We start from the raw sequence: 26,368 nt of genomic DNA on the forward strand, positions 1-26,368 counted from the left end.
TCAGCGGCCTCGGTGCGCGGCCGCCAGCCTGCCGACCGCCTCGCCGAGGGTGGCCTCGTCGTTGGTGGTGAAGCACAACCGGGCGGTTCCCCGATGGTCACCGCCGACGGCGAAGGCCGATCCGGGCACGAACGCGACGCCGTGGTCGAGTGCGGCCGCCAGGAGCAGCCCGGTGTCGGTGCCGTCGCGGAACTCGAGCCAGCAGAACATGCCGCCGCCGATCTCGGTTGCGGACACGGCGTCGCCGAACGCGCCGGCGACCGCCGCGGCGAGGGCCCCGGCACGGGCGCCGTAGACGCCGCGGATCCGCTCCAGGTGCCCGGCCAGCCACGGCTCGTCGGCCAGCATGGTCGCCGCAATCTGCTGGGTGAGCGTTGATCCGCACAGGTCCGCGCCCTGCTTGACCAACTCGACGGCCTCGCAGACGGCGCGGGGGCCTCGCAGCCACCCGACCCGCAGCGCGGGCGCCAGGATCTTCGACGCGCTCGAGAGCCGGATGACCAGGTCCGAGTGGTCCGCGACCGGGGCGGGCGGCGCGGCATCGAACCAGATCTCGCCGTACGGGTCGTCCTCGATCACCCAGAACCCGTACGCCTCGGCGAGCGCCGCGAGATGGCGCCTGCGCGCGACGGACATCGTCGCGCTGCCGGGGTTGTGGAAGTTGCTCACCGTGTGCACCAGCGTTGGCCGTTCGCCCGCGGTGAGGAGCTCCTCCAGGTGGTCGGTGCGCATCCCGTCCGCGTCGAGCGGCACCGTCAGGATCCTCGCCTCGGCGAGGCGGAACACCTGGAGGGCACCGGTGTAGGCGGGTTCCTCGACGACGACCGTGGCGCCGGGATCGAGCAGCACCTGGGCGAGCAGGCTCAGTGCCTGCTGGGACCCATGCGTCACCACCACCTCACGCGGGTCCACCGCGCGCGACCCGGCCGCGGATTCCCGCGCGGCGATCACCTCACGCAGGCCGAACCAGCCAGCGGTCTCGGTGTACTGGACCGCGTCCGGACGCGCGAGCACCGCCTCGCTCGCCTCCCGGATCCGCGTCCGCGGGATGAGCTCGGGGTCGGGCAACCCACCGGCGAGGCTGACGATCTCGGGACGGGCGGTGATGGTGAGCAGGTCCCGGATCGCGGAGCTGCGCAGCCCGCCGATGCGGCGCGCGAATGACGGGTGTGGGGACAGGGACACGAGACCTCCCGGGGCAGACGGGGAATGGACGAGGCAAAAAACACCTGGTCGTCCCGGGTCTGCGGGGCGGGAGGCGCCGAAGCGGGGGCCGATGGTCGCGGCCGGCACCATCGACTATCACACAGGCGGGCCCACGATATGAACCCTGCGTTTCATATCGTGGGACCGGCAGCGTCAGTCGAGGTCGTCGTGGCGCATCAGCTGGCGGGCGGCCTCGGTGATGGACCCGGTCAGCGACGGGTACACCGAGAAGGTCTGCGCCAGATCGTTCACCGACAGGTTGTTCTGCACCGCGATGGCGATCGGCAGGATCAGCTCCGACGCGGTCGGGGCGACCACGACCCCGCCGATCACCACGCCGGTGGCCGGGCGGCAGAAGATCTTCACGAAACCGCGGCGCAGGCCCGACATCTTGGCCCGCGGATTGGTGTTGAGCGGGAGCATCACGGTGCGAGCAGGCACCTCGCCGTCGTCGATCGCGGCCTGGCTGACGCCGACGGTGGCGATCTCGGGACGGGTGAACACCGCGGAGGCGACGGTCTTGAGCTTGATGGGGCTCACGCCCTCGCCGAGGGCGTGGTACATCGCGATCCGGCCCTGCATCGCCGCGACGGAGGCCAGCGGCAGCAGGCCGGTGCAGTCGCCCGCCGCGTAGATCCCCGACACCGACGTGCGCGAGACCCGGTCCACCCGCAGGTAACCGCCCTGGTCGAGCTCGATGCCGACCCGCTCGAGACCGAGACCGTTGGTGTTGGGGATCGAACCGACCGTCATCAGGGCGTGGCTGCCGGTCACCACCCGGCCGTCGGCCAGCGTCACCGCGATGCCGTCCTCGGTGCGCTCGACGGAGTCGGCGCGGGCGTGCTTGACCAGGGTCACACCGCGCTCGGACAGCGCTTCCTCGAGGACGAGGGCCGCGTCCGCGTCCTCGTGCGGCAGCACCCGGTCGCGACTGGAGACCATCGTCACCTTGACGCCCATCTCGGTGTAGGCGGAGACGAACTCGGCGCCGGTGACGCCCGAACCGACCACAACCAGGTGCTCGGGCAGCGAATCGAGGTCGTAGAGCTGACGCCAGTTCAGGATGCGCTCGCCGTCCGGCTTGGCGGACGGCAGGATGCGGGGGCTCGCGCCGGTGGCGATCAGCACCACGTCGGCGTCGAGCACCCGCTCGCCTCCGCCGTGCAGGGTCGCCTTGACCTGGTGCGCCGCCATGCCGAGCTCCTGGTCGATCAGCTCCCCGCGCCCGACGAGCAGCTCGACGCCGACGGTCTGGAGCCGGTCCCTGATGTCCGAGGACTGCGCCTGCGCGAGGCTCTTGACCCGGGAGTGGATCTGCGGCAACGAGATGGTGGCCTGGGACGGCTCGAGGCTGATGCCCAGGTCGGCGGCCCTGCGCATGTCCGTGCGCACGCCGGTCGAGGCGATGAACGTCTTCGACGGCACACAGTCCCACAACACGCACGCACCGCCGACCCCGTCGCAATCGATCAGCGAAACCGTCGCGCCGTGCTGGGCGGCGACGAGCGCCGCCTCATACCCGGCCGGTCCGCCGCCGATGATCACGATCCGGGTCATTCATCCTCCAGTTGTTCGGGAGCTGTTACGCAGTTGTCGGTGCATTCCACGCTATTGCACCGGCCCACTCCGACGCACGTCGACACCGGTTCCCTGCGGCGAACGTGTTCCGTTTTGCTGTGTGCGGTTCTGCAGTCGCCCCGCCACGGTTTAGGCTTTCGCCGTGCCGATCTACGCCGCTTACGGGTCCAACATGCATCCGGAGCAGATGCTCAAGCGCTGCCCGCACTCGCCGATGGCGGGAACGGGCTGGCTGCACGGTTGGCGATTGACCTTCAGCGGCGGCGACATCGGCTGGGAAGGCGCGTTGGCCACCGTCGTCGAGGACCCCGACTCCAGCGTCTTCGTGGTGCTCTACGACGTCCCCGACGAGGACGAGGTGAGCCTGGACCGCTGGGAGGGCTCCGAGCTCGGCATCCACCGCAAGATCCGGCTCCGCGTCGACACCGACGGCGAACCGGTGCTGGCGTGGCTCTATGTCCTCGACGCCTACGAGGGCGGGCTGCCCTCCGCGCGCTACCTCGGCGTGATGGCCGAGGCCGCCGAGATCGCGGGAGCGCCCGCCGAGTACGTCCGCGACCTGCGGACCCGCAACAGCCGCAACGTTGGCCCTGGGACCCCCGGCTACCCCAGCTAGAGAACGCCTGCCGCGGCCAGCGGCAGGTTGGCCATCACCCGGACCCCGACCCCGAGCGCCCGCTCGTCCAGGTCGAAGGTCGGCTGATGGATGTCGAGCTGCGGCCCGACTCCCGACCACACCCCGAGGCGGGCCATGGCGCCGGGAACCTCCTCGAGGTACCACGAGAAGTCCTCGCCGCCGCCGGACTGCGGGGTGTCCGATCTCGCGTCCGGTCCGAGCATGGCGATCGCGCTCTCGAACATCCGGGTGGAGTCCTCGTCGTTCACCACCGGCGGCACGCCGCGCCGGTAGTTGAGCTGGTAGCGCACGCCCGTCGGCGCGAGCAGACCGTCCACGATCTCGTGGACCATCGGTTCGAGCAGCGCCCAGGTGTCGTGGTCGCCGGTCCGGACGGTGCCGACCAGCCTGCCGGACTGAGGGATCGCGTTCGGCGCCTGCCCCGCGGTGACCGCGCCCCACACCATCACCGTGCTGGTGCGCGGATCGATCCGCCTGCTCAGCATGCCCGGCAGTCCGGTGATGACCGTGCCGAGGGCGTACACCAGGTCGGTGGTCAGGTGCGGTCGGGACGTGTGCCCTCCGGGGGAATCGAGGATCAGTTCGACGGTGTCCGCCGCGGAGGTGATCGCACCGAGCCGGACGCCGACCCGGCCCGCCTCCAGCCGTGGGTCACAGTGCAGCGCAAAGATTCTCGACACATCCTTGAGCGCTCCGGCGGCCACCGCATCCAGCGCGCCGCCCGGCATCACCTCCTCGGCGGGCTGGAAGATCAACCGCACCCCGACCGGTAGGTCCGGCGCCTGGGCGAGCGCAAGGCCCGCGCCGAGCAGGATGGTGGTGTGTGCGTCGTGGCCGCACGCGTGGGAGACCCCGGTGACCGTGGACGCGTATGGCGCTCCGGTTGCCTCCTGCAGCGGGAGCGCGTCCATGTCGGCCCGAAGCGCGACCCGCGGACCGTCCGGGCCGATGTCACAGGTCAAACCGGTTCCGCCGGGCAGGATCTCGGGTGCCAGCCCGGCCGCGATCAGCCGGGTCGCGACGAACTCGGTGGTGGCGTACTCGTGCCGGGCCAGCTCCGGGTGCGCATGGATGTGCCGCCGCCACGACGAGAGGTCGGCGGCGTGGTCGGCGACCCAGCGGTCGATCCACTCGGTCATCGACTGCCCACCCCTCGTCGGTGTGCGCCCTCGAGCAGACGCGCGCGCTGTTCGGGGTCGGTCGCCGCGCGGATCGCGGTGCCCGCCAGCGCCACCGCGCCGTCGGTGACCGCACGATCCGCGGACTCGGTCACGCACGCAGCGGCGAACGCCGGTTGATGGGTGGCCGCGCCGCCCGACTCGATCCCGATCACGGGGTGGATCCCCGGCAACACGTGCGTGACGTTGCCCATATCTGTGCTGCCCAAGGGACGCGATCCTTCCAATGCCGGGGCCAATGGACTGCGCCCCATCTCCACGATCAGTTCACGATAGGACCGGACCAGCCACGGATCGGGCCGCAACTCGGTGTAGTTCGGTGAGACGGTACGAATCTCGTGTGTGCACCCGGCCGCCAGCGCACCGGCCTCGAAGCAGGCCAGCGCCCGGTCCGTCAGGTCGGTGAGCGATTCCGAGGTCTGCGCCCTGAGGTAGTAGTGCATCTCGGTCCTGGCAGGCACGATGTTCGGCGCGATCCCACCGTCGCTGACGATCCCGTGCATCTGCTGACCGGCGGACAGGTGCTGACGGAGCAGTCCGAGGCCCACCTGCGCGATGGTGGCCGCGTCGGCCGCATTGCGCCCGAGCTGCGGCGCGGCCGAGGCGTGCGCCTCGCGGCCGCTGAAGACAACGGCCAGATCGGCCATCGCGAGCGAGGCGACGCCCGCGATGTCCTCCGGGCCGGGGTGCACCATCATCGCCGCGCCGAGGCCGTCGAAGACACCGCGCTCGAGCATCAGCACCTTGCCGCCGCCGCTCTCCTCGGCAGGGGTGCCGAGCACCCGGACGGTGATACCGAGGCGATCCGCGAGCGGCGCGAGCGCGAGGCCCGCGCCGACCGCGGATGCCGCGATGATGTTGTGCCCGCAGGCATGTCCGATCTCCGGCAGCGCGTCGTACTCCGCGAGGATCCCGATGACCAGGTCGCCGCTGCCGTAGCTCGCGGAGAATGCCGTCGGCAGCTCGGCCACCGGCGACTCGACGTCAAAACCGCTCTGTGCGAGCAGTTCCGCGACCTTTGCGGCGCTGCGATGCTCCTCGAAAGCGAGCTCCGGCTCCGCGTGGATCGAATGCGACAGCGCGACGAGGTCGGACGCCGCTGCCGCGACCGTACCGACCACTTCCGAGTTCACGGCTCCAGTATCTCATCCGTGTCGGGCGTCACCCGCCGCTCCGGCCCGAGGGCTACCCGAAGCTGAGGTTCGACGGATCCGTCGGCACGGCGAACGCCTCGAGGACCGGCCGGTGGATACCGGACTTGATCCCGGCGAGGTTCGGCCCGTGCAGCGCCGTCGCCGCCGCCGCCCGCGCCACCGCGGCGGCCAGCACGCCGTCGCCATCCGCCGTCTGGTTCACGATCCCGGCCGCGAGCGCGTCCGGTCCGCCGTACCGCCGGCTGGTCGTCATCGCCTCGACCGCGGTCTGGCGCGGCAGGGCGGTCGTCATCAGCGCGTTCATGCCGATGGTGAACGGCATGTTCAGTGCCGCCTCCGGCAGGCTGTAGAAGCCCCGGTCCGCGCGCATCACCCGCAGGTCCTGCGAGGTGGCGAGCATGGCGCCTGCCCCGAACGCGTGGCCCTGCACGGCCGCGACCGTGACCATCGGGAAGGTCAGCAGCCGGGTGAACACGGTGTGCACCTGGTCCAGGTACCAGTGCGACTTGTCGAGGTTGCCGAACAGCCAATCGGTGTCGAGACCGTTGCTGTAGTACTTGCCGGTGGCGTAGGTGACCAGGGCAGCGGGACCCTCGTGGGCCTCGACCTCGTCCAGCTTCGCGTGGATCGCGGTGATCCAGTCCGGATGGAAGCGGTTCTCGCTGTCCGTCTGACCCTCGTCACCGAGGTACAGGATGAATACGTCGCCGTCGCGCTCAAGAAATGGCATATGGGCACAATAGCGGCCATGGACGATTCCGATCTGGCCGCCGACCCGTTCGGCACCGCGGCGCGGGCCGCGAGTGAGCTCGCCGAACGCACCGGTGTGCCCGCCCACGACGTGGCGGTGGTGCTCGGCTCCGGGTGGCAGGCCGCGGCGGACGCGTTCGGTGCCCCGTCCGCCACGGTGCCGATGGCGGACCTGCCCGGCTTCGCCGCACCGTCCGCCTCCGGGCACGCCGGGCAGGTGCGCTCGGTGCGCGTCGGCGACACCAGGGTGCTGTTGCTGCTCGGTCGCACCCACGCCTACGAGGGGCACGACCTGAGCCGGGTGGTGCACCCGGTCCGGACCGCCTGCGCCGCGGGCGCGGGAACCGTGATCCTGACCAACGCGGCCGGCGGGATCCGGGAGGGCATGAGCGTCGGCACCCCGGTCCTGATCTCCGACCATCTGAACCTGACGGCCAGGTCCCCGCTGGTGGGCGCCGAGTTCGTGAACATGGTGGACGCGTACTCCCCCGACCTGCGCGCGCTCGCCCGGCGGATCGACCCGACCCTGACCGAAGGCGTGTACGCGGGGCTGCCGGGACCGCACTACGAGACGCCTGCCGAGATCCGGATGCTGCGGGTGCTCGGCGCCGACCTGGTCGGGATGTCGACCGTGCACGAGGCGATCGCCGTCAGGGCGATCGGCGCACGGGTACTGGGGCTGTCGCTGGTGACCAACCTGGCCGCAGGCATCACCGGCGAACCCCTCGACCACTCCGAGGTCCTCGCGGCCGGCTCCGCGTCGGCCGCCCGGATCGGCGAACTGCTCCGCGACCTGGTCGCCCGGCTGTGACGGACGAGACGGTGCCGGGCCGGACGACGCCGGACGAGAACGTGACGCCGCTTACCTTCGGCACCGCCGGGCTGCGCGGGCCGCTGGGGCCGGGGCCCGGTGGGATGAACGTCGACACCGTCGTCCGGACCACCGCCGGGCTGGCGTCCTGGTTGCAGGCCCGCTGCCTCGGCGGGTCCACCGTGGTGGTCGGCCGTGACGCGCGGCACGGTTCGCGGGAGTTCGCCGACGCGACCGCAGAGGTGCTCGCGGCCGCCGGGTTCGACGTGGTGGTGCTGCCCCGACCGTTGCCGACGCCGGTGCTCGCGTTCGCCGTCCGCAGGCTCCGTGCCGCCGCGGGAGTCCAGATCACCGCCTCGCACAATCCCGCAACCGACAACGGCTACAAGGTGTACACGGACGGTGGGGCACAGCTCATCGCGCCGGCCGACCGGGAGATCGAACACGCCATCGCGGCGGTCGGGCCCGCCAACGCGGTCCCCCGGGCCCCAGCCACGCCGACCGACGAGGCGCTGCTCACCGAGTACCTGGCGCGGGTGGCCGCACTCCCGCGAGGGAGCAACCGGGACCTGCGCATCGCGCTGACGCCGCTGCACGGCGTCGGCGGGGACACCGCGATCGCGGCGCTGACCGCGGCGGGCTTCACCGATCTGCACACCGTGACGAGCCAATTCGATCCGGACCCCGACTTCCCCACCGTCCGGTTCCCCAATCCCGAGGAGGACGGCGCCACCGACGCCCTGCTCGAGCTCGCCGAGAGCGTCGGTGCCGACCTCGCGATCGCACTCGACCCGGACGCGGACCGGTGTGCGGTCGGCGTCCCCGGCCCCGACGGGTGGCGGATGCTGCGCGGCGACGAGACCGGCGTCCTGCTCGGCGACCACGTGCTGTCCACCGCCGGACCCGATCCGCTCGTGGCGACCACGATCGTGTCCTCGCAGCTGCTCGCGAAGGTCGCGGCGGCCAGGGGCGCTCGGTTCGCCGAGACCCTCACCGGCTTCAAGTGGCTGGTCCGGGCGGGCGCCGGCCTCGTCTATGCCTACGAGGAGGCGCTCGGGCATTGCGTGGACCCGGAGGTCGTCCGCGACAAGGACGGGATCTCCGCGGCCGTGCTGATGGCCGATCTGGCGGCCGGGCTCAAGGCGCGGGGCCGGTCCGTGCTGGACGTCCTCGACGACTACGCGGTCGAGTTCGGGGTGCACGCGGGCGACCAGGTGTCGCGGCGGGTCGGACACCAGGGTGAGCTCGCGGACCTGATGGCCCGACTGCGCGCCGCGCTGCCCCGGTCCCTTGCCGGCGACGATGTCACCGCAGAGGACCTGCTGGCCCGTCGTGGCGCGCTGCGCACCGACGCGGTCGTGCTTCGCGGCGAACGCACCCGAATGGTGGTGCGGCCCTCCGGAACCGAGCCCAAGCTCAAGTGTTACCTCGAGGTCGTGGTGGACGTCGAGGACCGATCCGACCTGGACCGGGCGCGGGCGGAGGCGGCGACCCGACTGCGGGACCTACGCGACTACGCGCGCGAGCTGTGACGCTCAGATCCAGCGCGGGCCGAACTGCCGGTCCCCCGCATCACCGAGGCCGGGGACGATGTAGGCGTCGTCGTTGAGTCCCTCGTCGATGCTCGCGGTGACCAACCGGACCGGGAATCCCGAGTCCTTCAGTGCGGTGACGCCCTCCGGGGCCGCGACCACGCACACCGCGGTGATGTCGACAGCTCCCCTGTCGACGAGGAGTTCGATGGTGCTCACCATCGAACCACCGGTGGCGAGCATCGGGTCGAGCACGTACACCGGGATCCCGGACAGGTCGTCGGGCAACGATTCGAGGTACGGGACCGGCTGATGGGTCTGCTCGTCGCGAGCCATGCCGACGAAGCCGACCTGCGACTGCGGGATCAGCGAACTCGCCTGCTCGACCATGCCGAGCCCGGCACGCAGCACCGGCACCAGCAACGGCGGCGTTGCCAGCCGGACCCCGCGGGCGCGCGCGACCGGGGTCTGCACCTCGAACACCTCGATCTCGGCGTCGCGGATGGCCTCGTAGATGAGCATCTGGGTCAGCTCGCGCAACGCAGACCGGAAGGTCGGGTTGTCGGTCGCCGCGTCGCGCATCGTGGTCAACAGCGAGGCGGCGAGCGGGTGATCGACCACATGGGTGTCCATGGCGAAAAGAATATGCGGGGAATTCGTGTCGATGGAACCGGAGCGGCGTCGGCGGCGTCCAACCTTGTGACGCACAGTTCTGACCCCGGGGGAACGACATGACTGAATTTTCGGCCGTGACCGAGGGCATCCGCGCCTACGGCGCGACGGCCTCGTCGATGGCGGCGCAGGTCGAGACCGCCGCGCTCGGAACGGCGGCCGCCGGCCCCGTCCTGCTCGGCCCCGCCTTCGGGCTGATCGGCGGCGATTTCGTCGCCGCCTTCGCGGCAGCGCACGGCGGCCACGCGGCCGCGCTGACCGACCTCGCGCGGACACTCGGCAGCATGAGCGAGGCCGCACACGCGTCTGCCGCGGCGTACGACGCCGCGGACCTCGGCGCGGCCACCGGACTCAGCGCCACCGGCAACGGACTGGAGGCCTGAGCATGATCGGGATCGATCTCCTCGCCCGCCCCATCATCGAACTCGTGGACACCTTCGGCACCGGCGTGATGCCGTCGGGCGGGCCTGCCGATGCCATGAAGATCGCCTCGATCGCGCTGGACTCCGCGTACGCCATCGGCAAACTCGGCATCGCCGAACTGGGCGGCGTGTGGACCGGCGTCGCGTCCGACGCCGCCGTGGCCAAGGCGGACCAGGCCCAGGCCCAGCAGGTTCAGCTCTCCGACAGGGGAACCGAGATCGCCGGTGTCCTCACGGCCGCCTCCCACGACGTGAACACCGGGATGGTCGAGCTCGAGGGCATCCTGCAGTCGTTCATCTCGGTCGCCGTCGCGGCGGGCCCAACGCTCACCACCCCGCCCGGCCAGATCATGATCATCGCCGCCGCGATCGATCACCTCTCCCGGGGGCTGACGGTGGTCGCCCGGGTCCGCGCCGAACTGACCGCGCACACCGCGAAGATGACGGCGCTGACCGTGCCCGAGCAGTCGACGGATCCCGCCGATCCCGGTGCCGCGCAGGCCTCGATCCGCCCAACGGCATCCGCGGGCGCAGGCACCACGCCCGCGTCCTCGCTGCAGCAGCGCGGCGACGCCTTCAGCGGCTTCGGCAACAGCTTCGGCAACGCCGCCTCGTCCGCGTCCGGCAACGGTTACTCCGGCTTCAGCGGCGCGATGGGCCAGACCGGACGCGGGCTCGGCGGCGGCAACCCGCTCGGGCGGGGCTCGGGCACCGCTCCCCCCGAGATCGGCAAGTCCCCCACCCGCCGGCGAACCGGCAGCAGCTCGGACTCGCTTGGCAGCAGCGAGGGGGTCGAGATCTTCCTGCCCGACGGCAGCACGGCGATGGCGCCGAACCGCGAGGCCGCGGACGCGGTCCGCAACGCGCTCAGCCAGCAGGGCGTGCCCTACGAGTGGGGTGGCACCACACCAGGACAGGGCCTGGACTGCTCCGGGCTCACCCAGTGGGCGTACGGCGAGGCAGGCGTGGAGATCCCCCGGCTCGCCCAGGAACAGAGCGTTGGCATCCCCGTGGGCCAGTCCGACCTGCAGCCCGGTGACCTCGCGGTCTGGGACGGCCACGTCGCGATGGTGATCGGAAACGGTCAGATGGTCGAGGCAGGGGATCCGGTGCAGGTGAGCTCGGTCCGCACCGAGAACATCGGCATGGGCTTCCACGGCTTCTACAGGCCGACCGAATGAGCGCCGACGAGGTCGCGGTGGCGACAGTGGCAAACCGCGCCGGAACCATCACCGTGCGCGCAACCGATCAGGGCCTGCCCCTGGCGATCCACATCGACCGGCGCGAACTCCGTTACGGCGGAACGCAACTGGCCGCCTTGATCCTCGAGGTCTGCACGCGCGCCGCGGCGGAGGCGAAGGTCCGCAGGCGCGCCGACCTGACCGAGCAGGGCGTGCCTGCCGAGGTGCTCGACGCGCTCGGCCTGCCGACCAGGAACGAGTTGGCCGCCCGCCACGATGTGGAGGACGAGGAAGACGCCGCCCCCACCAGTTGGATGCGGCAGCTGTGAGCGTGAACAGCGGGCACGAGATGGACCTCGTCGTCGAACGTGCCATCGACCGGGCCAACCACCTCGAGGACGCGCTGCACGACCTCACCCGGGCCAGGGCCCGGGTGACCCACGACTCGGGTCTGGTCAGCGTCCAGGTCGACGAGAACGGCGGGATGAGCGGCCTGTGGATCTCCGAGTCGATCGCCCATGTCGACTCCCGTGAACTGGCGGCGATGATCACCGCGACCGCGGCAAGGGCCGCCCAGATGGTGGCCGACCGCCGGGAACAGATACTGGCGTCGCTCCAGGCCTCGTTCACCGACTAGGCTGCCAGCCATGGCAGGAGACATCGTCCCGATCCAGCTCGGTCTCACCGATGGTGACCTCGTCACGCTGTGGGCTCCCCGGTGGCGCGAGGGGGACGACGAGTGGGAGGCCTTCCTCGGCCACGACGAGGACCTGTACGCCTTCGAGTCGGTCGCCGAACTGGCCGCGTTCACCCGCACCAACTCGGACAACGACCTGGTCGAGCACCCGTCCTGGTCGACGTTGTCGGCCCTGGGTGCCTCGGAGCTGGAACCCGACGAGACGCACGTCTACGACCTGGTGGGGGTGCCCGAGCTCGCCGCGGGAGATCCGGACGCCCTCACCATCGCCGAACTCGAGGAGACCCTCGAGATGGTGCGCACGATCGGCGAGGTGTGCGAGCTCGAGACCGTCACCAAGTTCTTCGGCGGCCATCCCGTCCTCGGGGCGCTCTCCGGCGGGGAGAACGCCTTCGCCGGTCGCGAGGGCGAGGAGCTGTGGATCCAGATCGGCACCGCGGTCGCCGGTGGCTGGGACGATGTGCTCGACGCGATCGACGCGATCGTCGCGACCCCCGAGGTCGACCAGGCCGCCGTCTCCGTCGCCGAAGCCGAAATCCTTGCCGCCGAAGAGAACATCGTCGACGCGGAGGACGCCGCTGAAGAGTCCGATGAGGACGACGAGCTCGAGTTCATGACGGTGGACCTCGACGACGACACCGTCGACCCGATCGCCCTTGCCGCGGAGGACGAGTCGTTCTGGGCATCCGTCGGCATCGACCCGATCAAGATCATCACCTCGGGCGCCGTGTACTACACGCTGCGGTGCTACCTCGACGACGAGCCGATCTTCCTCGGCAGGTCGGGCCGGATCCTGGTCTTCACCTCCGAGCGCGCGCTCGCCCGCTACCTGGCCGACAACCACGACCACGACCTCGCACAGGTGAGCACCTACACGGACGTGCAGACCGCCGCGGTCGACGGCGCGCTCGAGATCGAGGTCACCGACGAGAACGTCTACGTGTTGCCCGGCCTCGCGGACGATCTCGCGCAGGGACCCAAGTCGGTCGACGCCGACCAGCTCGATCTTGCGGTCGAACTGTTCACCGACGCAGCCGATTACGCAGATGACGAGTCCACCGAGCAGGCCCTCGCGGCCTCCACCCCGCTCGGTTGGTACGTCTCGTACACGCTCAACCCCGACCCCAGCCGACTGGCGCCGAACCCGCCGTTCGACGCCGAGTCGGAGGCATGGCGGGCGCTCGAGCGCGAGTTCGAAGCGCGCCTGCGCGTCGAGTGACCGGCGCTAGCCGATCAGCACCGCATAGCCGGGCTTGACCACCTCGTCGATCAGGCGCAGCCGATCGGGGAACGGGATGAAGGCGGACTTCATCGCGTTGATCGTGAACCGCTCCAGGTCGCTCCAGCCGTAGCCGAACGTCGTGACCAGCTTCAGCATCTCCTCGCTCATGCTGGTCGCGCTCATCAGCCGGTTGTCGGTGTTCACCGTGACGCGGAAGCGCTCCCTCGCCAGCAGGTCGAACGGGTGCTTCTCCAGGCTCTCCACCGCACCGGTCTGCACATTCGAACTCGGGCACAGCTCCAACGGGATGCGCTTGTCCCGCACGTAGTTCGCGAGCCGGCCCAGGCTCGCGGTGCCGTCCGAGGCCACGGTGATGTCGTCGGTGATCCGCACCCCGTGGCCGAGCCGATCCGCGCCGCAGAACGCGATGGCCTCGTGGATGGACGGCAGCCCGAACGCCTCGCCCGCGTGGATGGTGAAGTGCGCGTTGCTCGTCCGCATGTACTCGAATGCGTCGAGATGCCTGCTCGGCGGGTGCCCGGCCTCGGCGCCCGCAATGTCGAACCCGACCACCCCGCGGTCCCGGAACCGCACGGCCAGTTCCGCGATCTCCCGCGACCTGGCGGCGTGCCGCATGGCGGTGAGCAGGCAGCCGATCCGGATCTCGCGTCCGAGTTCGCGGGCCGCGGCCACGCCCTCCTCGAACCCGAGCAGCGTGTGGTGCACCACCTCGTCGAGGCTCAGCCCCGCCTCCAGGTGCTGTTCAGGGGCGAACCTCACCTCGGCGTAGACCACCGAGTCCGCGGCCAGGTCCTCGGCGCACTCCCTGGCCACCCGGGCGAGTCCCTCCTGGGTCTGCATCACCGCGACCGTGTGCTCGAAGGTCTCCAGATAGCGCACCAGGGAACCGCTGCCCGCGGCCTCGGCGAACCACTGGGCCAGCGAGTCGGCGTCGTCGGCGGGCAGGGCGTCGTAGCCGACCTGATGGGCCAGCTCGAGTACGGTGGCCGGCCGCAGTCCCCCGTCCAGGTGATCGTGCAGCAGTGCCTTGGGCGCGGTCCTGATGTGTGGGAGATCGAGCGGTGTCGGGCTCATGCTCCGACGCTAGACCCGCTCAGGCCGATCCGCTCGAAGACCAGCGCCGTCGACGGCGGCGTGTCGCCGACGCCCCACGCGTCCGCCAACGCGGCCAGCGCCGGTTCGAACAGGCGCGGGGTGTCGCTGTACAGCGTGAACAGCGGCTGGCCCGCGGCGATCGTCTCGCCCGGTTTGGCGTGCCAGCGCACTCCGGCCCCGGCCTGCACGGCCTGGCCCTGACGCTCGCGGCCGGCGCCGAGCCGCCAGGCCGCGACACCGACGGCCATGGCGTCGAGCCGGGTCAGCACGCCGGACTCGGTCGCCCGCACGACCTCGTGATGGCGGGCGGCCGGCAGGGCTGCGCGTGGGTCCCCGCCCTGCGCGCGGACCATCGACCGCCAGCGATCCATCGCCCGCCCGTCGCGCAGCGCCCGCTCCGGGTCGATCCCGTCGATGCCAGCCGCCGCGAGCATCTCCCGCGCGAGCGTCAGCGTCAGTTCCACCACATCGGCTGGTCCGCCGCCCGCGAGCACCTCCAGTGACTCCGCCACCTCGAGGGCGTTGCCCGCGGTGTTGCCGAGCGGGCTGTCCATCGCGGTGAGCAGGGCGACCGTGCGGACCCCGGCGTCCGCTCCGAGATCGACCATCGTGGAGGCCAATTCGCGCGCGTCGTCGAGGTTCTTCATGAAGGCGCCGGAGCCGACCTTGACATCGAGCACCAGCGCACCGGTCCCCTCCGCGATCTTCTTGCTCATGATCGAGCTGGCGATCAGCGGGATGGATTCGACGGTGCCGGTCACATCGCGCAGCGCGTAGAGCTTCCGGTCCGCGGGTGCCAGCCCGGAGCCTGCGGCGCACACCACCGCGCCGACCTCGGGGTCCGCCAGGATCGAGTGGATCTCCTCGGCCCCGAGGTCCGCTCGCCAGCCAGGAATCGACTCGAGCTTGTCGAGGGTGCCCCCGGTGTGGCCGAGGCCGCGCCCGGACAGTTGCGGGACCGCAGCGCCGCAGGCCGCGACCAACGGAGCCAGCGGGAGGGTGATCTTGTCGCCGACACCGCCGGTCGAGTGCTTGTCCACCGTCGGCCTGCGCAGGCGCGAGAAGTCCATCCGTCCGCCCGAGGCGACCATCGCATCGGTCCATGCGGCGGTTTCCGCCCTGGTGAGTCCGCGGAAGACGATCGCCATGGCCAACGCCGACATCTGCTCGTCTGCGACCTCGCCCCTGGTGTACGCGTCGATGACCCAGTGGATCTGCGCCGCGCTGAGCTCACCGCCGTCCCGCTTGGCTGTGATGATGGAAACGGGATCGGTCATGACCTCGACCCCCGGTCCTGTCGCACCCGGTCCAGGTCCTGCGGACCGAAAGCCGCAGGCAGGAGCTCCGCGAGCGGCACGGGCCCGCCGGGAGCGTCGACCAGGAGGCCGCCCCCGCCGTGCTCGAGCAGGAGCTGTCGGCAGCGCCCGCACGGCATCAGCGTCTGCCCACTGCCGTCCCGGCAGCTGAAGGCGACAAGGGCGCCGCCGCCCGAGGAGTGCAAGTTACTGACCAGTCCACATTCGGCGCACAGGCCCAGTCCGTATGAGACATTTTCCACATTGCATCCGACGACAATTCGTCCATCGTCGACCAGCGCCGCCGCTCCCACCGGGAACCCGGAGTACGGCGCGTAGGCGGATCTCATGGCGCGATCAGCATTGTCGCGCAACGTTTTCCAATCAATTTCGGCCACGGTGAGCCATCCTGGCACGCCCACTGAATGGATGCAGAAGATCCCCGGAACGGCCCCTGCGGCCATTGGACAGGCAAACCTAAGAAGCTCGCCACCCCTTCGTACGAACCGCATCTCGAATTAGTTCCCCGATTGGACGGGGATTACAGTTCAGGAAGTCGGTTCAGGTACACGTCGCGCCAAGGCTGAAAACTCCAGGGTCGTCCCAGATGAAACAGCCAAACGGGGTGCGACACGTCCACCAAAGACGTTGGAGGCACAGCACTCGATGAGTAGCACGACTGAAGCCGCTCCGGCGAAGGAGCGCACACGGTCGCTATACCGGGGCGACCCCGGCATGTGGTCCTGGGTTCTACACCGGATCACCGGAGTCGCGACATTCTTCTTTCTCTTCGTCCACGTTCTCGACACCGCACTGGTGCGAGTCAACCCGGACACCTACGACCGGGTCATCGAGACCTACAAGAACCCGCTCGTCGGGCTCATGGAGCTCGCCCTGGTCGCGATGGTTCTGTACCACGCACTCAACGGCGTCCGCGTGATGCTCGTGGACTTCTGGTCGAAGGGTCCGCAGTACCAGCGCCCGATGCTCTGGATCATCATCGCCATCTGGTTCGTCGTGATGATTCCCGGCGCCGGTCGCATCTTCTACAACATGTTTGCGGGGCACTGACATGACTGAAGCCAAGACTCTCGGCACGTCCTACGACCGTCCCGCCAGCCTGGAGAACCCGCGCTCGCCGCGTCGCGCCGCGAAGAACAACTTCGAGCTCTACGCGTGGCTGTTCATGCGCCTGTCCGGACTCGCGCTGATCGTGCTGGTCCTGGGCCACCTGTTCATCATGCTGATGGTGGACAGCGGCGTGCACCGCATCAACTTCGCGTTCGTCGCGGGTCGCTGGTCCAGCCCGTTCTGGCAGTTCTGGGACCTCACCATGCTCTGGCTCGCCCAGCTGCACGGCGGCAACGGCCTGCGCACCGTGATCGCGGACTACTCGCGCAAGGACTCGACGCGCTTCTGGCTCAACACGCTTCTCGTGGTGTCGATGATCCTGATCATGGGCCTGGGCACCTACGTCATCTTCACCTTCGACCCCAATATCGTCGCGAGCTAGGGGAGCAGAAACTTCATGCAGGAACATCGTTATGACGTGGTCATCGTCGGTGCCGGCGGCGCCGGCATGCGCGCCGCCATCGAGGCCGGCCCTCGGGTGCGCACCGCGGTCCTGACCAAGCTCTACCCCACCCGTAGCCACACCGGTGCGGCCCAGGGCGGCATGTGCGCCGCGCTGGCGAACGTGGAGGAAGACAACTGGGAGTGGCACACCTTCGACACCGTCAAGGGCGGCGACTACCTCGCCGACCAGGACGCGGTCGAGATCATGGCCAAGGAAGCCATCGACGCGGTCCTCGACCTCGAGAAGATGGGTCTGCCGTTCAACCGGACCCCCGAGGGCAAGATCGACCAGCGCCGCTTCGGTGGGCACACCCGTGACCACGGCAAGGCGCCCGTGCGCCGTGCGTGTTACGCCGCGGACCGCACCGGCCACATGATCCTGCAGACGCTCTACCAGAACTGCGTCAAGCACGACGTCGAGTTCTTCAACGAGTTCTACGCGCTCGACATCGCGCTCACCGAGACCGAGGACGGCCCCGTCGCGACGGGTGTCATCGCCTACGAGCTCTCCACCGGCGAGATCCACGTCTTCCATGCCAAGTCCATCGTGTTCGCCACCGGCGGCTCGGGACGCATGTACAAGACCACCTCCAACGCCCACACCCTCACCGGTGACGGCATGGGCATCATCTTCCGCAAGGGCCTGCCCCTGGAGGACATGGAGTTCCACCAGTTCCATCCGACAGGCCTCGCGGGCCTGGGCATCCTGATCTCGGAGGCCGTCCGAGGCGAGGGCGGCATCCTCCGCAACGCGGACGGTGAGCGCTTCATGGAGCGCTACGCCCCCACCATCAAGGACCTCGCGCCCCGCGACATCGTGGCCCGTTCGATGGTGCTCGAGGTGCTCGAGGGCCGCGGCGCGGGCCCGAACAAGGACTACGTCTACATCGACGTGACCCACCTCGGCGAGGAGGTGCTCGAGGAGAAGCTCCCCGACATCACCGAGTTCGCCCGCACCTACCTCGGCGTGGACCCGGTCACCGAGCTGGTGCCCGTGTACCCGACCTGCCACTACGTGATGGGCGGCATCCCCACCAAGATCCGCGGTGAGGTGCTGCGCAACAACGAGGACATCGTTCCCGGCCTGTACGCCGCCGGCGAGTGCGCCTGCGTCTCCGTGCACGGCGCGAACCGTCTCGGCACCAACTCGCTGCTCGACATCAACGTGTTCGGCCGTCGCGCCGGCATCGCGGCCGCCGAGCACGCCGAGAACACCGACTTCGTTGAGCTGCCGGAGAACCCGGCGAAGATGGTCGAGGAGTGGCTCGCGGTCATCCTGTCCGACCACGGCACCGAGCGGGTCGCGGACATCCGCACCGAGCTGCAGCAGACCATGGACAACAACGCGTCCGTGTTCCGCACCGAGACCACGCTGAGCAACGCGCTCAAGGACGTCCGCGCCCTCAAGGAGCGGTACAACCACATCACCGTGCAGGACAAGGGCAAGCGCTACAACAGCGACCTGCTCGAGGCCGTCGAGCTCGGCTTCCTGCTGGAGATGGCGGAGGTGACCGTCGTCGGCGCGCTCAACCGCAAGGAGTCCCGCGGCGGCCACGCGCGCGAGGACTACCCGGACCGCAACGACGCCGAGTACATGCAGCACACCATGGCCTACAAGGAAGGCGACGGTCTGCTCTCCGACATCCGTCTCGACTACAAGCCGGTAGTCATGACCCGCTACGAGCCGATGGAGCGTAAGTACTGATGTCCGCACCCGTTGTAGACAAGGACGCCCCCGCGCTGCCGCCCGTTCCCGAGGGCGCCGTGATGGTGACCCTCAAGATCGCCCGCTTCAACCCCGAGGACGGCGAGGGCCAGCACTGGGACAGCTTCCAGGTCCCGACCCTGCCCACCGACCGCCTGCTGAACCTGCTGCTCTACGTGAAGGGCTACCTGGACGGCACGCTGACGTTCCGTCGCTCCTGCGCGCACGGCGTCTGCGGTTCCGATGCCATGCGCATCAACGGCGTGAACCGGCTCGCCTGCAAGGTCCTGATGCGCGACATGCTGCCGAAGGACCCCAGCAAGACCCTCACCATCACGGTCGAGCCCATCAAGGGCCTGCCGGTGGAGAAGGACCTGCTGGTGGACATGGAGCCCTTCTTCGACGCGTTCCGCGCCGTGAAGCCGTTCCTCATGACCTCCGGCAACGAGCCGACCCGCGAGCGCATCCAGTCGCAGGCCGACCGCGCGCGCTTCGATGACACCACCAAGTGCATCCTCTGCGCGTGCTGCACCACCTCGTGCCCGGTCTACTGGAGCGACGGCAGCTACTTCGGCCCCGCCGCGATCGTGAACGCGCACCGGTTCATCTTCGACAGCCGCGACGAGGGTGCCTCGGAGCGTCTGGACATCCTGAACGACAAGGATGGCGTGTGGCGCTGCCGCACCACCTTCAACTGCACCGACGCGTGCCCCCGCGGCATCCAGGTGACGAAGGCGATCCAGGAAGTCAAGCGCGCACTGCTGTTCGCACGCTGAGCAATTCAGACGCTTGAGGCGCGGTTCCCGGCAACGGGAACCGCGCCTTTTGTCATTCCCTCCCCCGGTCCGGTCGGGCGACGAGGGCGCCGCCGCCGCCCGGGTCCACCCGGGTCCCGAAGTCGCGACCGAGCCCGTCGAGGACCCCGCGTAGCCATCGGGTGTCGGCGGCCGAGGCACGGCGCAGCCGCATCCGCCGCGATTGCATCGGCACGATCCGGAGCTCGCGCAACTCGTGCGAGCGCGCATCGAGGGTGACCAGGTACAGCGGCCTTAGGTCGTCGCGGAACCGCTCGTATCCGCCGATGCCCTCGTAATCGTTGATCAGGTCGCCGCAGCCGTACAGGATCGGCCTGCCCCGGTAGATCTCGACGGGGCGCGGATGGTGCGACGAATGACCGTGCACGATGTCGACGCCGCCGTCGACGAGCCGGTGCGCGAACCGGACCTGCGCCCCTGGCACGCCGAATCCCCAGTTCGACCCCCAGTGGACGGACGCCACCAGGAGGTCACCTTCGCGGCGTGCCCGCAGCATCCGTTTGACCACGGCATCGGCGCCGCTGGTCGACATGTCCGCGAGCAGCGCCAGACCGGGTCGGCCGCCCCTTGCCGCGTCCCGGGGCGAGACACCGGACGACTCCGCGCCCATGGACCAGATCAGCGCGCGGCCCGCGGTGGTGTGCACCGCCACCGGGGCCCACGCCTGCCGGGCGGTGCGGCCCGCGCCCGCGTGCCGGACACCCGCGCGGCGGAGCGTGCGCAGGGTTTCCTCGAGACCGCGGATGCCGAAGTCCAGGATGTGGTTGTTCGCCAGGACGCAGACATCGATGTCGGCGGCGGTGAGCACGCCTACATTCGACGGGTGCATCCGGTAGTTGATCCCCTTGGGCGCGTAGTCGTCTGATGTGGTGACGGCGGTCTCCAGGTTGATCACCCGAAGGTCCGGCTCGGATTCGTCGAGCACCATCAGCGCCTCGCCCCATGGCCAGTCCCAGTCGACAGGCGCGGCGATCTTGCCGTTCACGCGCTCGGCCAGGGTGACGTACTCGCGTGCGTCGCTCGCGCAGCGCTCCCGCAGCGCGGGCGAGCCGGGACACGGCAGGATCTGGTCCACTCCCCTGCCGGTCATCACGTCCCCGGAGAGGAACAGCGTGATCGTCTCGGCCATTCGTCCATCACCCAGATCCACGGTAGTCACCCCAGGACCACCGCGCGCGGCGCCTACCGGTCGACCACCGTCATGTCGAAGTGGTACATGGTCGCGCGGTAGACGTGGCTGCCGAATTCGACCACCCGGCCCTCGTCGTCGAAGGCGGTCCGGTTCATCGTCAACAACGGCGCCCTGACCTTCTCGCCGAGCAGCGCGGCCTCGGCCCGGTCGGCGGCCTTGGCCCCGATTCGTTGCCGCGCGAGGCGGATGTGCACCCCGCGCGTGCGCAGCGACTGGTACAACCCGTGCGTCTCCAGTTCCTCGGGGCCGGGCGCGAGGACCGCGGGCAGATGGTTGGTCATCAGCGCGAGCGGCTCGCCGTTGCTCAGCCGCAGCCGGCGGATGGTCGCGACCTCTTCCTCGCCGAGCAGGTTCAGCTCCCGCGCGAGGTCGCCGGTCGGCGCGCCGACCCGGTACTCGAGCAGCGTGGTGGTCGGGTTCTGACCTGCCTTGGCGAGATCGTCGAAGAGGCTGGTCAGCTCGATCGGCCGGTGTACCGGCCCCTGCACCACCTGGGTTCCGACGCCGCGCTTGCGCACCAGCAGACCCTTGTCGACCAGTTCCGCGATGGCGCGCCTGGCGGTTGGCCTGGACAGGTTCAGCCGCTTGGCCAGGTCGAGCTCGTTCTCGAAGCGGTCCCCGGGCCCCAGGTCGCCGCCCAGGATGGCGCCCTCGATCGCCTGTGCCAACTGGAAGTACAGCGGTACCGGACTCGACCGGTCGAGTTCAACGGCAAGCGGTGCAGCCACTCTCGGCTCCGATCATCGACGGCGACCGCGCCCGTGCGGCCGCCGAAAAGGCAGGCTGAGGCGAAGATTAACACCAGTTGACCGAAAGTTAGAATGTTAGGACAAACGGTTGACATTCCCCCGCGGAGTGGCGCAGAGTTTGCATCAGAGATCAGTCTCCATCAACGTCGGGAGTCCCTCTTGGCAAACACGGGAAATCGACTGTTCGACGTGCTCGCCATCGGGCGATGCGGCGTCGACCTCTACCCGATGCAGACCGGTGTCGGCCTCGAGGACGCCCAGCTCTTCGGCAAGTTCCTCGGCGGCAGCGCGGCAAACGTGGCCGTCGCTGCTGCCCGCCTGGGCCTGCGCAGCGCCCTGATCTCCGGCGTCGGCAACGACCCGTTCGGCACGTTCGTGCGCGCCGAACTCGCCCGCCTCGGCGTCGACAACCGGTACGTCCGCACGGATCAGGAGTACCCGACGCCGATCACGTTCTGCGAGATCTTCCCGCCCGACCGGTTCCCGCTGTACTTCTACCGCCGCCCCGCCGCACCGGATCTGCAGCTGCGCGCGGACGAGATCGACACCGCGACCGTCCGGTCCGCGGCGCTGTACTGGTCAACGCTGACCGGTCTGTCCGAACAGCCAAGCCGCGATGCTCATTTCGCCGCGTGGCTGGCGCGCGGCCGCGCGCGGCACACGGTGCTCGACCTCGACTACCGGCCGATGTTCTGGGATTCCCCCGCGGCGGCCACCGCCGTCGCCCAGCGGGCGCTGCACCAGGTCAGCGTGGCGGTGGGAAATCTCGAGGAGTGCGAGATCGCGGTCGGCGAGAGCGATCCACGCAGGGCGGCCGATGCGCTGCTCGACATGGGCGTCGAACTCGCGGTCGTCAAGCGTGGACCGGCTGGCGTGCTCGCCAGGACCAGGGACGAGACGGTGACCGTGCCGCCCGTCACAGTCGAGGTTGTCAACGGGCTCGGCGCAGGCGACGGCTTCGGCGGCAGCCTCTGCCATGGCCTGCTCGCGGGCTGGCCTCTCGAGAAGGCGCTGCGCCACGCCAATGCCGCGGGCGCCATCGTCGCCTCACGCCTGGAGTGCTCCACCGCGATGCCGACGGCGGACGAGGTCGCGGCGCTCGCCGAGCAGTCCGCCGTGGGGGCCGTCGATGCCTGACGCGAACCACCTCCCCGCGGGCACCGCCGCCGACGGCCCGTTCGCGCTGGCCATCACCCCGCAGTCGGCGGGCTGGAGCGCGTCGAGCCTGTGGGTCCTCGAGCTGCCGCCTGGCGGTCGGGTCGACCTCGAGTCCGGCGACGACGAGATCATCGTGCTCCCGCTGTCCGGGGCCGCAACTGTGGGGTGCGATGGCCGCGAGATCGGCCTCGCCGGTCGGCGATCGGTGTTCGACGGACCGAGCGATTTCGGCTACGTCGGGCGGGGACGCGCCTTCGCCGTGGGCAGCGTGGACGGCGGCCGCTTCGCCCTGTGCGGCGCGCGGGCGGCAACCGAACTCCCGTTCCGCCACGTCCCGGCCGCCGCGGTCCCGATCGAGCTGCGCGGCGCGGGACACTGCAGTCGTCAGGTGCACAACTTCGCGATGGCCGACACCTTCGACGCCGATTCGATCCTGGCCTGCGAGGTGATCACCCCGGCGGGCAACTGGTCCTCGTACCCCAGCCACAAGCACGACGAGGAGACCGCGCACGAGTCCGCGCTCGAGGAGATCTACTACTTCGAGTTCGGTGAGACCGGCGCGCGGTCGGTGGATCTGGACCGTCGCGGGTTCGGGTTCCACCGGGTGTACGGCACCCAAGAGCGACCGATCGACGTGCTGGCCGAGGTGCGCACCGGGGACGCCGTGCTGGTTCCGCACGGGTACCACGGGCCGTCCGTGGCCGCACCCGGCTACGACATGTACTTCCTGAACGTGATGTCCGGGACCGGCACTGGGCGGTCCTGGCGGATCGTCGACGATCCAGCCCACGCCTGGATCAGGCAGACCTGGCGAAGCCAGGACATGGACCCCCGACTGCCCCTCCCCCGGACCACAGGAGTGTGAGCGTGGCACAGCGACAGGAAGTACCGAACACCGAAGCGACGGTGCGGCTCTCCGTCGCGCAGGCCGCCGTGCGGTTCCTGGCGAACCAGTTCACCGAGCGCGACGGCGACCGCACCCGGCTGTTCGCGGGCTGTCTCGGGATCTTCGGCCACGGCAACGTCGCAGGCCTCGGGCAGGCACTGCTCGAGGCCGAGCTCGAGGACCCGAGTCTGATGCCGTACGTGCTCGGGCGCAACGAACAAGCGATGGTGCACACCGCCGCCGCGTACGCCAGGGCTCGGGGCCGGCTAAAGACCTGGGCGGTGACGACGAGCGTCGGACCGGGCGCGACGAACATGATCACAGGCGCCGCGCTCGCCACCATCAACCACCTGCCGGTGCTGCTGTTGCCCGCCGACACCTTCGCCACCCGGGTCGGTGCCCCCGTCCTGCAGGAGCTGGAGTTGCCCTCCAGCGGCGACGTCACGGTGAACGACGCCTTCCGGCCGGTGTCGCGGTACTTCGACCGGGTGTGGCGGCCCGAGCAGCTGCCCGCCGCCCTGCTCGGCGCGATGCGGGTGCTCACCGATCCGGTCGAGACCGGCGCGGTGACCGTGGCGATCCCCCAAGACGTGCAGACCCAAGCGCACGACTGGCCGGAATCGCTCTTCGCGGAGCGGATCTGGCATGTGGGACGCCCGCTGCCGCAGCGCGCCGCCCTCGAGCGCGCGATCGAGGTGGTCCGTGCGGCGCGCCGACCCCTCGTCGTCGCGGGTGGCGGCGTCCTCTACTCGGGCGCGTCCGAGTCGCTGGCCCGGTTCGCCGAGCTCACCGGGATCCCGGTGGCGGTGACCCAGTCCGGCAAGGGCTCGCTCGCGTCGGACCACCCGCAGTCCGTCGGCGCGGTCGGCGCCACCGGGACCACCGCCGCGAACGAGCTCGCCGCCGCGGCCGACGTGGTCATCGGGATCGGCACCCGGTACACCGATTTCACCACCGCCTCCCGGTCCGCGTTCGCCGATCCGGGCGTGCGGTTCGTCAACATCAACGTCGCCTCCTCGGACGCCGCCAAGCAGTCCGGGGTGAGCGTGATCGCGGATGCCAGGGAGGCGCTCGACGCCCTCACCGCAGAACTGCACGATCACCGGGTGCCGCAGGAATACCGGATGCGGGCAACCGAATTGGTGCGGATCTGGGACGCCGCCGTGGACTCCGCATACCGGTCGGCGGGCGCGAGACTCACCCAGACCGAGGTGATCGGGCTGGTGAACACGCTCTCGGACCCGACGGACGTGGTCGTGTGCGCGGCGGGCTCGCTCCCCGGCGACCTGCACAAGCTGTGGCGGGTCCGCGACCGCGCGGGCTACCACGTCGAGTACGGCTACTCCTGCATGGGATACGAGGTGGCGGGCGGTCTCGGCGTCGCGATGGCCTGCCCCGGGCGCGATGTGTTCGTGATGGTCGGCGACGGTTCCTATCTGATGATGGCAACCGAGCTGGTCACGGCGGTCCAGGAAGGGATCAAGGTGATCGTCGTGTTGGTCGACAACCACGGATTCGCCTCGATCGGGTCGCTCTCGGAATCGGTTGGCTCGCAGCGCTTCGGCACCCGATATCGGTACCGGTCGCCGGACGGCCGTCTCGGCGGCGGCCCGCTGCCGGTCGACCTCGCCGCGAACGCCGCCAGTCTCGGCGTCGACGTCATCTCGGCCCGCACCGCGAGCGAGTTCACCGACGCCGTCAAGGCCGCCAAGGCGAGCGCGCGCAGCACGGTGCTGTACGTCGAGACGGACCCGCTGGTCTCCGCGCCGGACAGCGGGTCCTGGTGGGATGTACCGGTTTCCGAGGTCTCGGCCCTGCCGTCCACCCGACAGGCCCGCGAGGGGTACGAAACCCGCAAGCGGGCCCAACGGCACCACCTGCGCCCGTCCGAGAGCGCAGAGCCGCACCGCGCGGTCGGAGAGGAGCCACGATGAGCGTGATCCACGTCGGATCGGCGCCCGTCTCCTGGGGGGTGTGGTTCGGCACGGACCCACGACAGGTGCCGTACGGCCGGTTCCTCGACGAGGTGTCCGCGGCCGGCTACCGGTGGATCGAGCTGGGCCCCTTCGGGTATCTGCCCACCGACCCGCAGCGCCTCCGCGACGAGCTCGGCGCCCGCGATCTCCGGCTTTCCGCCGGCACCGTCTTCGAGCGCCTGCACCAACCCGGCTCATGGGATGCGGTGTGGGAGGACGTCAGCCGGGTGGCCGAGTTGACGGCAGGGGCGGGCGGCCGCCAGGTGGTGGTGATACCCGAGATGTGGCGCGATCCCGCAACCGGGACCGTCCGGGAGGACAGCCGTCTCAGCCAGGAGCAGTGGCGCGCCAAGACGTCCGGGATCGACCGGCTCGGCCGGGCGATGTTCGAGGAGTTCGGGGTGGCGCTGCGCTATCACCCGCATGCCGACAGTCACGTCGGCAGACAGGACGAGGTGGTCCGGCTGCTCGAGGACACCGATCCGACTTACGTGAACCTGTGCCTGGACACCGGCCACATCAGCTATTGCGGCGGCGACAACCTCGCGATCATCGGCGACCATCCGGACCGCATCGGCTACCTGCATCTCAAGCAGGTCGATCCGGCCATCGTCGCCAAGGCCGAGGAGCAGGACCTGACGTTCGGTGAGGCCGTCATGCTCGGGGTGATGGTCGAACCGCCGCGCGGTGTCCCCGAGCTGCCCCCGCTGCTCGCCGCGCTGGACGAGCTCGACGTCGACCTGTTCGCGATCGTCGAGCAGGACCTGTATCCGTGTTCGGGCGACGTGCCACTACCCATCGCCGCACGCACCCAGAAGTACCTGTCGGGATGCGGTATCCCGGCTCTCCGGTTCGACTGAT

Annotated in this window: 27 protein-coding genes; 16 read left to right on the plus strand and 11 right to left on the minus strand. The window is 70.0% G+C overall.

The window, feature by feature from the left end; genetic code table 11:
• Together RM1_RS21140 and RM1_RS21145 are read right to left on the minus strand one after the other, a co-directional pair.
• The gene (locus tag RM1_RS21140) at window positions 1-1,185 is read right to left on the minus strand and encodes an aminotransferase-like domain-containing protein (RefSeq protein ID WP_245816524.1); all 1,185 of its coding nucleotides are present in this window, start codon (window positions 1,183-1,185) and stop codon (window positions 1-3) included.
• Between the two features lie 174 nt (window positions 1,186-1,359).
• Complete coding sequence (locus tag RM1_RS21145) at window positions 1,360-2,763, minus strand: NAD(P)H-quinone dehydrogenase (protein WP_072753653.1); 1,404 nt, start codon at window positions 2,761-2,763, stop codon at window positions 1,360-1,362.
• A 163-nt stretch (window positions 2,764-2,926) separates the two neighbouring features.
• Here RM1_RS21145 and RM1_RS21150 point away from each other — a divergent pair, with 163 nt between their 5' ends.
• Window positions 2,927-3,400: a gamma-glutamylcyclotransferase family protein gene (locus RM1_RS21150; protein ID WP_027500255.1), complete on the plus strand. Its 474-nt coding sequence runs from the start codon at window positions 2,927-2,929 to the stop codon at window positions 3,398-3,400.
• On the opposite strand, the gene RM1_RS21155 is transcribed toward RM1_RS21150, so the two are convergent.
• Genes RM1_RS21155 through RM1_RS21165 form a run of 3 tightly spaced genes read right to left on the minus strand, consistent with a single transcriptional unit; the run spans window position 3,397 to window position 6,483 of the window.
• On the minus strand, window positions 3,397-4,560 hold the full coding sequence (locus RM1_RS21155) for a M20 family metallopeptidase (RefSeq protein ID WP_072753654.1): 1,164 nt from the start codon (window positions 4,558-4,560) through the stop codon (window positions 3,397-3,399). The two genes, RM1_RS21150 and RM1_RS21155, sit on opposite strands and share 4 nt — an antisense overlap.
• Window positions 4,557-5,732: a M20 family metallopeptidase gene (locus RM1_RS21160; protein ID WP_072753655.1), complete on the minus strand. Its 1,176-nt coding sequence runs from the start codon at window positions 5,730-5,732 to the stop codon at window positions 4,557-4,559. The genes RM1_RS21155 and RM1_RS21160 overlap by 4 nt, the downstream gene beginning before the upstream one ends.
• Window positions 5,733-5,784: 52 nt before the next feature.
• Complete coding sequence (locus RM1_RS21165) at window positions 5,785-6,483, minus strand: enoyl-CoA hydratase/isomerase family protein (protein WP_072753656.1); 699 nt, start codon at window positions 6,481-6,483, stop codon at window positions 5,785-5,787.
• Between the two features lie 18 nt (window positions 6,484-6,501).
• Here RM1_RS21165 and RM1_RS21170 point away from each other — a divergent pair, with 18 nt between their 5' ends.
• Window positions 6,502-7,314 carry a purine-nucleoside phosphorylase gene (locus RM1_RS21170; RefSeq protein ID WP_072753657.1) on the plus strand — a complete coding sequence of 271 codons (813 nt, stop codon included), beginning with the start codon at window positions 6,502-6,504 and terminating at the stop codon, window positions 7,312-7,314.
• Window positions 7,311-8,846, plus strand: coding sequence for a phospho-sugar mutase (locus RM1_RS21175; protein WP_072753658.1), 1,536 nt, complete (start codon window positions 7,311-7,313; stop codon window positions 8,844-8,846). The genes RM1_RS21170 and RM1_RS21175 overlap by 4 nt, the downstream gene beginning before the upstream one ends.
• Window positions 8,847-8,849: 3 nt before the next feature.
• Here the strand turns inward: RM1_RS21175 and upp are convergent, their stop codons facing one another.
• Window positions 8,850-9,479: a uracil phosphoribosyltransferase gene (gene upp / locus RM1_RS21180; RefSeq protein ID WP_072753659.1), complete on the minus strand. Its 630-nt coding sequence runs from the start codon at window positions 9,477-9,479 to the stop codon at window positions 8,850-8,852.
• A gap of 98 nt (window positions 9,480-9,577) precedes the next feature.
• On the opposite strand from upp, the gene RM1_RS21185 reads away from it, so the two are divergent.
• Genes RM1_RS21185 through RM1_RS21205 form a run of 5 tightly spaced genes read left to right on the plus strand, consistent with a single transcriptional unit; the run spans window position 9,578 to window position 13,037 of the window.
• Window positions 9,578-9,901 (plus strand): type VII secretion target, encoded by a 324-nt coding sequence (locus RM1_RS21185; protein ID WP_072753660.1) that lies wholly within the window; start codon window positions 9,578-9,580, stop codon window positions 9,899-9,901.
• Between the two features lie 2 nt (window positions 9,902-9,903).
• Entirely contained in the window at window positions 9,904-11,121 is a 1,218-nt protein-coding gene (locus RM1_RS21190) for a C40 family peptidase (protein ID WP_072753661.1), read from the plus strand.
• Window positions 11,118-11,450: a hypothetical protein gene (locus tag RM1_RS21195; protein ID WP_072753662.1), complete on the plus strand. Its 333-nt coding sequence runs from the start codon at window positions 11,118-11,120 to the stop codon at window positions 11,448-11,450. Before RM1_RS21190 ends, RM1_RS21195 begins: the two co-directional genes overlap by 4 nt.
• On the plus strand, window positions 11,447-11,758 hold the full coding sequence (locus RM1_RS21200; protein WP_143069513.1) for a YbaB/EbfC family nucleoid-associated protein: 312 nt from the start codon (window positions 11,447-11,449) through the stop codon (window positions 11,756-11,758). Before RM1_RS21195 ends, RM1_RS21200 begins: the two co-directional genes overlap by 4 nt.
• A gap of 10 nt (window positions 11,759-11,768) precedes the next feature.
• Window positions 11,769-13,037, plus strand: coding sequence for a SatS C-terminal domain-containing protein (locus RM1_RS21205; protein ID WP_072753663.1), 1,269 nt, complete (start codon window positions 11,769-11,771; stop codon window positions 13,035-13,037).
• 6 nt (window positions 13,038-13,043) lie between these two features.
• Here the strand turns inward: RM1_RS21205 and RM1_RS21210 are convergent, their stop codons facing one another.
• Genes RM1_RS21210 through RM1_RS21220 form a run of 3 tightly spaced genes read right to left on the minus strand, consistent with a single transcriptional unit; the run spans window position 13,044 to window position 15,849 of the window.
• Window positions 13,044-14,135 (minus strand): adenosine deaminase, encoded by a 1,092-nt coding sequence (locus RM1_RS21210; RefSeq protein WP_072753664.1) that lies wholly within the window; start codon window positions 14,133-14,135, stop codon window positions 13,044-13,046.
• Complete coding sequence (locus RM1_RS21215) at window positions 14,132-15,433, minus strand: thymidine phosphorylase (RefSeq protein WP_072753665.1); 1,302 nt, start codon at window positions 15,431-15,433, stop codon at window positions 14,132-14,134. The genes RM1_RS21210 and RM1_RS21215 overlap by 4 nt, the downstream gene beginning before the upstream one ends.
• Window positions 15,430-15,849: a cytidine deaminase gene (locus RM1_RS21220; RefSeq protein WP_072753698.1), complete on the minus strand. Its 420-nt coding sequence runs from the start codon at window positions 15,847-15,849 to the stop codon at window positions 15,430-15,432. Before RM1_RS21220 ends, RM1_RS21215 begins: the two co-directional genes overlap by 4 nt.
• Window positions 15,850-16,117: 268 nt before the next feature.
• Here RM1_RS21220 and sdhC point away from each other — a divergent pair, with 268 nt between their 5' ends.
• Genes sdhC through RM1_RS21240 form a run of 4 tightly spaced genes read left to right on the plus strand, consistent with a single transcriptional unit; the run spans window position 16,118 to window position 19,507 of the window.
• On the plus strand, window positions 16,118-16,522 hold the full coding sequence (sdhC, locus tag RM1_RS21225; protein ID WP_072753666.1) for a succinate dehydrogenase, cytochrome b556 subunit: 405 nt from the start codon (window positions 16,118-16,120) through the stop codon (window positions 16,520-16,522).
• A 1-nt stretch (window position 16,523) separates the two neighbouring features.
• Entirely contained in the window at window positions 16,524-16,964 is a 441-nt protein-coding gene (locus RM1_RS21230) for a succinate dehydrogenase hydrophobic membrane anchor subunit (protein WP_027500269.1), read from the plus strand.
• 15 nt (window positions 16,965-16,979) lie between these two features.
• Entirely contained in the window at window positions 16,980-18,731 is a 1,752-nt protein-coding gene (gene sdhA, locus RM1_RS21235) for a succinate dehydrogenase flavoprotein subunit (RefSeq protein WP_072753667.1), read from the plus strand.
• Window positions 18,731-19,507 carry a succinate dehydrogenase iron-sulfur subunit gene (locus RM1_RS21240; protein ID WP_027500271.1) on the plus strand — a complete coding sequence of 259 codons (777 nt, stop codon included), beginning with the start codon at window positions 18,731-18,733 and terminating at the stop codon, window positions 19,505-19,507. The genes sdhA and RM1_RS21240 overlap by 1 nt, the downstream gene beginning before the upstream one ends.
• Window positions 19,508-19,559: 52 nt before the next feature.
• Here RM1_RS21240 and RM1_RS21245 read toward each other — a convergent pair whose 3' ends face one another.
• Both RM1_RS21245 and RM1_RS21250 read right to left on the minus strand, forming a co-directional pair.
• Window positions 19,560-20,675: a CapA family protein gene (locus tag RM1_RS21245; protein ID WP_072753668.1), complete on the minus strand. Its 1,116-nt coding sequence runs from the start codon at window positions 20,673-20,675 to the stop codon at window positions 19,560-19,562.
• A 53-nt stretch (window positions 20,676-20,728) separates the two neighbouring features.
• A complete protein-coding gene (locus RM1_RS21250) occupies window positions 20,729-21,466 on the minus strand; it encodes a GntR family transcriptional regulator (protein WP_072753669.1) in 738 nt (245 codons plus the stop codon).
• A gap of 180 nt (window positions 21,467-21,646) precedes the next feature.
• Between RM1_RS21250 and iolC the strand changes: the two genes are divergently transcribed.
• The 4 genes from iolC to RM1_RS21270 are packed head-to-tail and all read left to right on the plus strand — an operon-like array spanning window position 21,647 to window position 26,367.
• Window positions 21,647-22,624, plus strand: a complete 978-nt coding sequence (iolC, locus tag RM1_RS21255) for a 5-dehydro-2-deoxygluconokinase (RefSeq protein WP_072753670.1) — start codon at window positions 21,647-21,649, stop codon at window positions 22,622-22,624.
• On the plus strand, window positions 22,617-23,510 hold the full coding sequence (gene iolB / locus RM1_RS21260) for a 5-deoxy-glucuronate isomerase (RefSeq protein ID WP_072753671.1): 894 nt from the start codon (window positions 22,617-22,619) through the stop codon (window positions 23,508-23,510). Before iolC ends, iolB begins: the two co-directional genes overlap by 8 nt.
• Before the next feature lie 2 nt (window positions 23,511-23,512).
• Entirely contained in the window at window positions 23,513-25,465 is a 1,953-nt protein-coding gene (gene iolD / locus RM1_RS21265; protein ID WP_425528727.1) for a 3D-(3,5/4)-trihydroxycyclohexane-1,2-dione acylhydrolase (decyclizing), read from the plus strand.
• Window positions 25,462-26,367 (plus strand): sugar phosphate isomerase/epimerase family protein, encoded by a 906-nt coding sequence (locus RM1_RS21270; protein WP_072753673.1) that lies wholly within the window; start codon window positions 25,462-25,464, stop codon window positions 26,365-26,367. Before iolD ends, RM1_RS21270 begins: the two co-directional genes overlap by 4 nt.
• Window position 26,368 lies beyond the last annotated feature (1 nt).

This window comes from Rhodococcus maanshanensis NBRC 100610 (assembly GCF_001894865.1).
GTDB lineage: Bacteria > Actinomycetota > Actinomycetes > Mycobacteriales > Mycobacteriaceae > Rhodococcus_G > Rhodococcus_G maanshanensis.